Genomic DNA, 9580 nt, shown 5'->3' with positions numbered 1-9580 from the left:
AATCTACTGAAATGAGAAAGCAAACTGGGGTTTGAGAAAGCATTTAGTCTAAACGCTTTCTTATTTCGGTATTTTGTTTATTAAATTTGACTTTATTTGTTTTTTCAATGAAGTAACTAGGTATGATCATCGGTTTGACGACAAGCCGGAGTCTCCGGCTTTGCGCTTTGCGTCTACGTCAAGCATAATGCTTCAATACTGCAAGCCGAGTATCCTAAGTATTGTGGCTTCTTTGGTGCAACAGTAGCAATGCCTGCGGCGGGCTATTCGGCGTCGCCAAAAATCTGCCAATTAGAAGCAAGCCAGGGTGTCAAATAACAATGTGGCTAAAGTCACCCATTCAGGTGAAGGCATACAGGCATATAATATCTATTATTAAGGAAGATTAAGCAACTATGAAGCTAACTATCCGTCTAGTTGTTACTTCATTAATTAAAGATTTAATCCAAAAATTTTAACAACTCCGTATTCCTGCACCTGCCCTTTAATATTTATGTCCCCTCAATTAACCATAGTTAAGAGGAACCCTAACCACTCCCCACAAGCGCAAAGGGGAGCAAAAGCGCAGCTGTTTGCTCCGAAGGGGTGCTTTTACTATAGGCAATTCGATGGGCATCATCAATATAACTACAGGCTACTCCCATAAAGCAAGATTTATAGGCTTTTAGATATGGCTACGCACATAGAAATTCCTGTTGTTGGCAAAGTTAAATATCCATTACGCTGGCTGATGGGGCTGATAGCAGGGGGTGTCTTGGTTGTTGGTACCACAACCTACACTCTGGTAAATCAAGGGACAAAAGAAGACATTGCTCAATTAACTGTGCCAGTAGCAGCGAAAAACGTCACCTTACGGATTACAGCTAGTGGCAAAGTCGTACCAGTTCAGAGCGTAAATATTAGTCCGAAGAACCCCGGAGTGCTGTCGCAATTATATGTGGAACAAGGCGATCGCATTCAACAAGGGCAAATTCTCGCCCGCATGGATAGCGCAGGTATTGAGGCTCAAAGGAGCCAGTACCGTGCTAACTTAGCCCAAAGTCAAGCCCAACTTGCCGAAGCCCTTGCTGGTAGTCGTCCTCAAGAAATTGCTCAAGCAAGGGCCCGGTTAGCACAAGCTCAAGCCCAGCTAACCCAAGCTAAAGTCGGTAATCGTCCCCAAGAGATTGCTCAATCTCAATCCCAAGTGGATGCGGCTCAAGCAAAGGTGAATTACACCAATGAACAGGTAAAGCGTTATCAATATCTATATCAACAGGGAGCAGAGAAAAAACAATTATTCGATCAAGCCCTCAGCGAAGACAAAAGTGCTAGAGCTAATTTAGAAGAAGTTAAAAAAGGATTGTCGTTAGTCCAAAGTGGTAGTCGGACTGAAGAAATTGCCCAACGTCAAGCAGCAGTTAATGAAGCACGGGCAGCATTAGTACTGTTAGAAGATGGGACTCGTTCTGAAGAAATTGTCCAGCGTCAAGCAGCTGTTGCTGCGGCTGAGGCTCAATTGAAGGGTGTACAAGTGCAGTTGGAAGATACAATTATTCGCGCTCCTCTTTCGGGAATTGTTACCCAAAAGTATGCCGATCCTGGCGCGTTTGTCACACCCACAACTTCTGCATCTGCTAGTGCGTCGGCAACTTCTAGTTCAATTGTCGCCGTAGCACGCGGGTTAGAAATATTAGCTCAAGTTCCCGAAGCTGATCTTGGCAGAATTAAACCGGGACAGCAGGTGGAAATTGTCGCTGATGCTTATCCCGACCAAGTTTTTAAAGGTCATGTGCGCCTGATTGCTCCAGAAGCAGTAGTGGAACAAGGTGTGACATCCTTCCAGGTGCGGGTTGCTCTGAATACTGGTACAGATAAACTGCGTTCTGGCTTAAATGTGGATTTGACTTTTTTAGGTGATCGCGTCAATGATGCCTTGGTGTTACCAACGGTGTCAATCGTCACTGAAAAGGGTCAAACTGGCGTACTTGTACCAGATGCAAAGAATAAACCCCAGTTCCGCGAAGTTACAGTTGGGGCACAAATCCAAAACGAAACTCAGATTTTAGGTGGAGTTAAAGAAGGCGATCGCGTTTTTGTTAATCCACCCAAAGATTACAAAATTGAGAAGGCGAAAGAACAGAATAATTCGTAATTTTTAAGACATGAATTTTTTAGAAAGCATTCAAATGGCGGGGAAAACCCTGCTGTCAAATAAATTGCGTAGCGCCCTCACTATGTTGGGTATAGTTATTGGCAATGCTTCAGTGATTGCCATGATTGGCATTGGTGAAGGTGGGCAAAGGTACGTTAATAAACAGTTGGAGTCATTAGGGCCAAATGTGCTGTTTGTACTGCCAGGTAATCGAGAAACTCAGCGTATCTCCTTTGAAGTGCCAAAAACTCTGGTGTTACAAGATGCTGAAGCGATCGCCTCTCAAGTCCCAACAGTAGTAGGAGTTGCGCCGGAGTTAAACAGAAGACAGGTAATTGTATACCGCAACAGAAACACCGATGTTAACATCATTGGCACAACTCCGAGCTTTCTATCAGTGCGGGATTTTGAAACTGCTAAAGGCAGGTTTTTCTCTGAGGTAGACATTAAGGGAAGTAACCAAGTCGTTGTGTTAGGTGGAGACTTGGCAGAAAAACTATTCGGTAATAGTAACGCTATCGGTCAACAATTACGAATCGGAAATACCAGCTTTCAAGTGATTGGAACGTTAATAGCCAAAGGTTCCAGCGTGGGAGCAGATTATGATGATGCTGCTTTAATACCGATCACGACTTCAGCAAACCGACTTGTGGGAAAAAATTCTCCTTATGGTATTGCTTTAGATTATCTCGTTGCTGCCGCTCGTGATTCAGAGAGTGTGGATGCAGCAGAATTTCAAATTACTAATTTACTGCGTCTACGGCACAAAATTAATGGTGAAGATGACTTTACTCTTCGCTCTCAAAAGGATGCTTTGCAAACTGTCGGTCAAATCACAGGTGCATTGACAATCATGTTAGCTGCGATCGCCGGGATATCTTTGTTTGTCGGCGGCATAGGCATCATGAATATTATGCTTGTCTCCGTCACCGAACGCACTCAAGAAATCGGATTGAGAAAAGCGATCGGGGCAACTGAGCAAGATATTTTGCTACAGTTCATCATTGAGGCAGTAATAGTTTCCGCAGCTGGCGGTTTAGTTGGGACTGCGGTTGGTGTCAGTGGCATTCTATTAGTGGGAGCCTTGACTCCCTTAGAAGCGGCACTTTCTCCAACAGCGATTACTATGGCAGTTGGTGTCTCTGGTGGTATCGGTTTATTCTTTGGTGTTGTTCCTGCACGTCGCGCTGCTAAACTCGACCCGATTGTGGCTTTGAGAAGTGCTTAGTCTATTAGTGTAAAACTAATACATCTGGACAAGAATTTTCAGACACAAGCTAAAAAAAATTAAATAATTAAAATACAGCAGAATTTAGGAGTTAAAAGTTTGGAGTTAATGGAAAAATATTGTTAGCGACAATCCAAAATTTTTATCCAGTTTGTAGTGTATCGCGGAATCTATAATAAAACGAGGTTTTAGTATCAGTTTTACCCCACCCTAACCCTCCCCTTTACAAGGGGAGGGAACTAAATTTCTTATTTCCCCCCTTGATAAGGGGGGTAAATCTGACTTGTGTGTAGACTGTAGCCTTTTAGGAAAGAGTAATGGCAGTGAGGTTAAAGTATATTGCATACAAATGAAAAGCGCTCGCTATATAAGCCAGACAATTGATTGCAAGGCTAATATAGTAGAGGTTTTAGTTATTTGGCTTTTTCAAAACTACATGGAAAGAATTTAAATATCCCGTAATGGTTTTAGCTAATGTCTTTTGCTGTTTTTTTGTAGTTATTGCCATTACTTGATATAACCTTCCTTCAGCAACATACATTCTACTTCTAGTAATTTTTCCTCCAGAATTGATATATTCAATTTCTTTGCCAGGATGATTATTAGAACTATGAATATTCCTTTGACTAATTAAATTACTTTTCGTAGTCTTTAAAGCCATATCTCGTGCATTATTAAGTAAAGCTTGGGGGTCAGTTATTTGACCATAACTATAAGGAAAATCATTGTAAGCAACTACATAAGCTACTTGCTGTTTTGGTGGTTGAGCAACAAATATTTCTAAAGTAATTTCCCCCATGTAAGTTTTTTGATATTGAGTATTTCTGTTGGGGTTTCCTGGCATCAAAATACTAAAGCGTCCATCTGGTGCAGTATATAACTTCCATTTTGGCTGCACGGGTTGAGAAACCTTTCGTTTGACAACAGCCGTGGTAGGTTTGGGTTGACGCGCTTCCACAAAAACAGAGCCACCACAGACGAGTGTGGCGGCGATTAGTGGCAACAGACTTTTAGTTGTCATATTTTTTGCCTTTTGAGATGCTGATCTCACTGTTGATGCTAGCTGTTATAACCTAGCAGCACATAAAGCAGCACCTATTAGCCCTACTTGTGGGTTGAGGATAACATACACGGGGATCTCTTCAAGGAGGCGGCGCATCCTGCCTTTTTGGGTGAAGTTTAATAAGAAACCGTTGTTTTGAATTAAGGGCAGGATTTTGGGCGCAATTCCACCAGCAATGTATAAACCACCATAAGGTAAGAGTTTAAGGGCAAGATTGCCAGCTTCTGCACCGTAAGCCTCTATAAATAATTGCAAAGTTTGTTCACAGAGGCGATCGCGTTTTTCTAGTGCAGCTGTACCAATGACAGCACCAGGATCAACACTTTTCTCTTCTTGTCCAGCTTCTTGTTCCCAAGTTCTAACGATTTGGGCAATATCTGGTGATTCGGCGGCAAATTTGCGATCGCGCAAAAATTGGTAAATTGCCACAATTCCCATTCCAGAAACCACGCGTTCCACAGAAAGGCGCTGGATATCATGTTTACCTAGCAGGTATTTCAACAGTTGAAACTCGATCTCATTCCGAGGGGCGAAGTCAGCATGTCCACCTTCTGAGGGAAAGACTTGATAGTCGTTTCCCTGTTTAATTAAAAATCCTTGTCCTAAGCCAGTACCAGCACCAATAATTCCAATGGGGGTTTCGGGTTGAGGTTTGCCAACTTGCAACGTCAGCAAGTCTTGTTTTTGTAAACCTGAAATGCCATAGCCAACGGCGGCGAAGTCGTTAATCAAAGAAATATGTGGGATACCCAATTCTTCTTCTAAACGTTCGGTATCTAGGAACCAGGCTAAATTGGTCAGTTTGGCAGTATTTTTGACAATGGGACCTGCGATCGCAAAACAAGCCTTTTCTGGTATGAGTGTATTAACTTTGACCAAAAACTGCTGCACTATGGGTACTAAATCGGGAAAATCAGCACTGTGGTAACTTTCCTGATGAATAGTATGTAAAGCTAGTGAGTCTGATGTTTCAACCAATCGCAGAATAGTTTTCGTACCGCCGATGTCTCCTGCTAATAATAAAGTCATAGAATTTATTCGTGAATTAATTACTTTTTTTGTAAGATATACCCAACGTAGCAGAAGCCATGAACGCAAATTTCTATCAGAGGCTTAAGCAAATCGAATAACTTCTTCTATGTGGGTTAAATGGGAAGTATCTCCCTTTAGTTCTAATAACCATTCTGGATCTTCGCGTACCACTTTTACCAGCGAACATAAAGAAGCTTTAACTTCTGTTTTGGCAATTTCTCCCACTAGCCCCATTGCTCCCCCCAAAACAGATGCACCATGTGCTACTAGCAGGATATCCTCTGGGAGGAACTCAGTAGCTAAACATCTCGCAGTTTGCCCAGAACGTTCTCGCACTTTTTCACGAGTTTCAGGATATTTAGCGGCGATGCGCGGAGTGTAGCTGGTGTCAATTCTGGGGAATAACTCTGCTAATGCTGGAGTCGAGAGTCTTCCGGGTTCTTCTGTCATCCAAACTGGGTTTAGCCATTCACTCAAGCCTGTTTCCAATTTGATCGGTAAGTTTAGCACTTCTGCAACTGCGTTTGCCGTTTGTACGGTTCGCAGGAAAGGAGAAGCGAAAATATGGGTAATATTTTCTCTTTTCAATCGTTTAGCTAACTGTTGTGCCTGCACCATACCATCATCAGACAAGGGGGGATCGTAGCGTCGTTCGGCGGTGAGAAACCAATCAGGGTTTACGAAATCGAGGCGGTTAGCGTGTCTTGCGATCCAGACTATTTGACTCATGGGTTTAATTATTCCGGTGAATATAATTCGCCGCTAAACAAATATATAGATATCTGCAAGGAGGGCTGCAAATATTAATATATGACAAAAATCGTAATAATATTTAATAATACTAATGATTAGGAAAAGTTATAAATGCTGTCAATGTAGTTTTACTTAAAGCCTTTTTAGCCAAGTTTCTAAAGCAATATCAACTAAAAGCTCTAGAGAGTTAGTTCCACTCAGAATAAGTTTTTCGTAATTTTGATAGCAGATGCGCGATCGATCATTTATTAATTCAGTCTCCACACATCTTTTTATTTTTTCTAGGAATACTGGATATTGATACATGTTATGACTTCTATTTTTATTACTAACAAAGGCTCTAGGGTAATTAATTATTATATAAAAGTTCGTCCAATCTTTATCAAGGCAAATATGCATTCTCAGGGTATTTTGCTTTAAATATGGTTCCGGTTCAGGTAATCTTAGAAATAGGTTAGGTCTACCTTGAGAACCATAAATAGTGCTACCAAAGTAAAACTCAGCACAGAGCTTATTTTTTCCTTTACCATATTCAATAGAATTAGGTTTAACAATTTCTTGAATGCGTTTGTCAAAGCCAAGAATTTTTTTACGAATTCTGAGTACAGCCTCTCGCTCATTTTCACTAGAATTGTCACATTTAGCTAGGCGGTTAATAATTGCTCTAGGAGGAGCAGGTATATCTTCATTAACATCTCTTTCCTGATGATGAATCTCTACTTTTGACAAATTGCCACTATCTAAGTCTTTTAGTTCTAAATAGAAGTTTTGACTAGTTACGAATATTTGAAAATTGAGAAATTGAATAGGTAGATGGCTGTACTTTCTATCTGTAAAATTATCTCGATGAAAATTAGGCTTAATTGCTATCAAACTAATAAGTTGTCCATAGTCTACCTCTTCCTGGAAGGGTTTATTCTCAAGTAAAGCTTCATAATACCGAGTTAGTTGCTGAACAATATATCTATCTTCACCGTTTTTCAATTCCAGCACTACTAACTGTTTCTTCTCATTCAAAGCTAAAATGTCGCAAATTTGACCCTTGACATAATATTGTCGCTTTAGTGGAATTAACCCAAAAAGTTCCTTTAAATTCGCCCAGACAAAATCTTCTAAATCAGCTTCAGTCGCAAATTGCCAACTGTTACCCGTTTTTCTTAAATTCACAAAATTCATTATCTCGCTCTGACTTCAGGAAATTACTACCTTTAGTATTCCCAAAGCTAGATAGGAATTTATCCAATTGCTTACAACTTCAACCACCCAAATAGTCGCCCTACAGTTAATTGAAGATTACTGACTAAATCGGGAACTGGTAATATTTCTTGTTCTTCTTGTAAAAGTTCTGGTTGCTGCTTTAGTGGATAAACTAAGACAGAACGATCGCCTGGATCAATTAACCAACCTAAACAACTACCATGTTTTAAACAATGTAGAATATTCCCGGTTACTTTAGTCTGGCTTTGATCGGGCGAAAGAATCTCAATTGTCCAGTCTGGATGCGCTTGAAAAACATTTGCTACATATCCTCGTTCATCTAAGGGAATCCGTTCCCAAGCAAACACAGCAACATCAGGGACAATCAAACGTCCGCCAAAAGTACACCGCAATTCTGGGAAAGCAAGGGCAATTTTTCGACTTTCAACTACTTCATTTATACCTGTGACTAACTTCCCCTGTAATTTGCTATGTTTTCCTTGAGGCATTGGCTTTTGAATAATTTGACCATTAATGTATTCTGAGCTAGGCTTTGTTTCTGGTAGTTTCAAAAACTCTTCTATGGTTAGGGGTTTAGTTGCTGATTTTACCATCTGCTTATACCTTTCAAGTTTTCATTTAATGAATCATCCTAAATAAGCTTTTTTAACTCGCTCATCACTAATCAATTCTGATGCAGCACCCGTTAAAGTTATAGAACCAGCTTCCAAAACATAACCGCGATCGGCAATTTGTAGTGCCAGATTAGCGTTTTGTTCAACTAACAGAATAGTCACGCCTGTAGCCCGGAGATTTTCAATAATAGAGAAGATTTCCCGGACGATCGCAGGTGCTAAACCTAAGCTAGGCTCGTCTAAAAGTAATAGCTGTGGTTTACTCATGACAGCACGAGCGATCGCTAACATTTGTTGTTCACCACCACTGAGGGTTCCTGCTAGTTGATTGCGTCTTTGTGACAAACGTGGAAATAGCTCAAATTGGCGCTGAATATCTGCTTTTACCTCAGCTTGATTGGAACGAATATAAGCACCCAAAAGTAAGTTATCAAATACTGTTTGCCGCGCTAATACTCTGCGTCCTTCGGGACAATGGGCGATGCCAAGTTGTACAACTTCGTGAGTTTTGCGGCGGTTAATATTATGTCCATTATAGATAATTACGCCACTCTTAGGATTAACTACTTTAGATATGGCGCGGAGTGTGGTAGTTTTACCAGCACCATTAGCACCAATTAGAGTAACTACCTCGCCTTTTTGAATAACTAAATTAATTTTTTTTAGAGCTTGGATACCGCCATAATTAACATCAAGTTCTTGAACTTCTAAAATTGTATAGTTTGGCTTACTATCGGCTTTCATCGGCGGTTTACATCCAGAAATGTTGATTCAAAACTTAAGATACATCAATCATAGATTTCTTAAAACAGTGCGTAGACATTGCTGCAACTTAAAAATTAACGCCAGAATACTGCAATCTTTATGATGTACTATTAGTTACTGATAAACATATCAAGCGTCCTGTGGCAAAAGTAGCAGATATTGGTAGCAAACGACTAATTAATTTAGCTCCCGATGCATGGGTACAGTGGGTGACTCAGCGTCCTGAAGTCGTGGCGAAAGAAATTCTCGGCTCTGAGTTTCACTGGATTAGCCGCGAAACAGATGTGTTGGTGAAGGCATACAGTCCTACTCACGGAGATTTTCTAGTACTAAATGAACTACAGTTGCGTTACACGGCACAGATGCCTCTACGGATGAGAGCATATACTGCCTTGGCACAAGAACGCTACCGATTGCCAACTTACCCAGTACTGATCAACATTTTACCGCCCCCATCCACCTTAACTATTGTCAATAGTTACGAGCAGGAATTTTTGGGATTACGTGCTATCCAAGATTATCGCGTGATTAATTTGTGGGAAATCGATGCTGAAATAGTGTTTGGGCAACCACTACCATCGTTGTTACCCTTTGTGCCAATCCTGCGAGGAGGGGGAGAAGTATCAGTTGTGCAACGCGCACTACAGGCGCTAAGAGCAGATGCACAGTTGAACGAGTTAGAATCATTGCTGGCATTTTTTGCTAGCTTTGTGTTAGACACGCCTTTAGTGCAACAAATCATGAGGTGGGATATGGCAGTATTGCGAGAATCG

Annotated in this window: 9 protein-coding genes; 3 read left to right on the top strand and 6 right to left on the bottom strand. The window is 41.0% G+C overall.

Annotated elements, in window-relative coordinates:
* Positions 1-670 precede the first annotated feature (670 nt).
* Together ACFE90_RS20765 and ACFE90_RS20760 are read left to right on the top strand one after the other, a co-directional pair.
* Positions 671-2134, top strand: a complete 1464-nt coding sequence (locus ACFE90_RS20765) for an efflux RND transporter periplasmic adaptor subunit (protein ID WP_375503832.1) — start codon at positions 671-673, stop codon at positions 2132-2134.
* Positions 2135-2144: 10 nt separating this feature from the next.
* Positions 2145-3362 carry an ABC transporter permease gene (locus ACFE90_RS20760; RefSeq protein ID WP_375503830.1) on the top strand — a complete coding sequence of 406 codons (1218 nt, stop codon included), beginning with the start codon at positions 2145-2147 and terminating at the stop codon, positions 3360-3362.
* A gap of 409 nt (positions 3363-3771) precedes the next feature.
* On the opposite strand, the gene ACFE90_RS20755 is transcribed toward ACFE90_RS20760, so the two are convergent.
* The 6 genes from ACFE90_RS20755 to ACFE90_RS20730 all read right to left on the bottom strand — a co-directional run bounded on the left by ACFE90_RS20755 (position 3772) and on the right by ACFE90_RS20730 (position 8786).
* Positions 3772-4383: a hypothetical protein gene (locus ACFE90_RS20755; RefSeq protein ID WP_375503828.1), complete on the bottom strand. Its 612-nt coding sequence runs from the start codon at positions 4381-4383 to the stop codon at positions 3772-3774.
* 45 nt (positions 4384-4428) lie between these two features.
* Positions 4429-5454, bottom strand: coding sequence for a glucokinase (locus ACFE90_RS20750; protein WP_375503826.1), 1026 nt, complete (start codon positions 5452-5454; stop codon positions 4429-4431).
* Positions 5455-5538: 84 nt separating this feature from the next.
* Positions 5539-6186: a histidine phosphatase family protein gene (locus ACFE90_RS20745; RefSeq protein WP_375503824.1), complete on the bottom strand. Its 648-nt coding sequence runs from the start codon at positions 6184-6186 to the stop codon at positions 5539-5541.
* A 156-nt stretch (positions 6187-6342) separates the two neighbouring features.
* Positions 6343-7386, bottom strand: coding sequence for an endonuclease NucS domain-containing protein (locus ACFE90_RS20740; protein WP_375503822.1), 1044 nt, complete (start codon positions 7384-7386; stop codon positions 6343-6345).
* Positions 7387-7457: 71 nt separating this feature from the next.
* Positions 7458-8021: a Uma2 family endonuclease gene (locus ACFE90_RS20735; protein WP_375503820.1), complete on the bottom strand. Its 564-nt coding sequence runs from the start codon at positions 8019-8021 to the stop codon at positions 7458-7460.
* Between the two features lie 33 nt (positions 8022-8054).
* Positions 8055-8786, bottom strand: a complete 732-nt coding sequence (locus ACFE90_RS20730; RefSeq protein WP_375503818.1) for an ABC transporter ATP-binding protein — start codon at positions 8784-8786, stop codon at positions 8055-8057.
* Between the two features lie 161 nt (positions 8787-8947).
* On the opposite strand from ACFE90_RS20730, the gene ACFE90_RS20725 reads away from it, so the two are divergent.
* A partial coding sequence (locus ACFE90_RS20725; protein WP_375503816.1) for an Rpn family recombination-promoting nuclease/putative transposase occupies positions 8948-9580 on the top strand: 633 nt, incomplete at its 3' end.

It is taken from the genome of uncultured Nostoc sp., assembly GCF_964245445.1.
Lineage (GTDB): Bacteria > Cyanobacteriota > Cyanobacteriia > Cyanobacteriales > Nostocaceae > Nostoc.
Note: the sequence above shows the minus strand (reverse complement) of the source record. Positions and strands in the feature narration are given on the sequence as shown.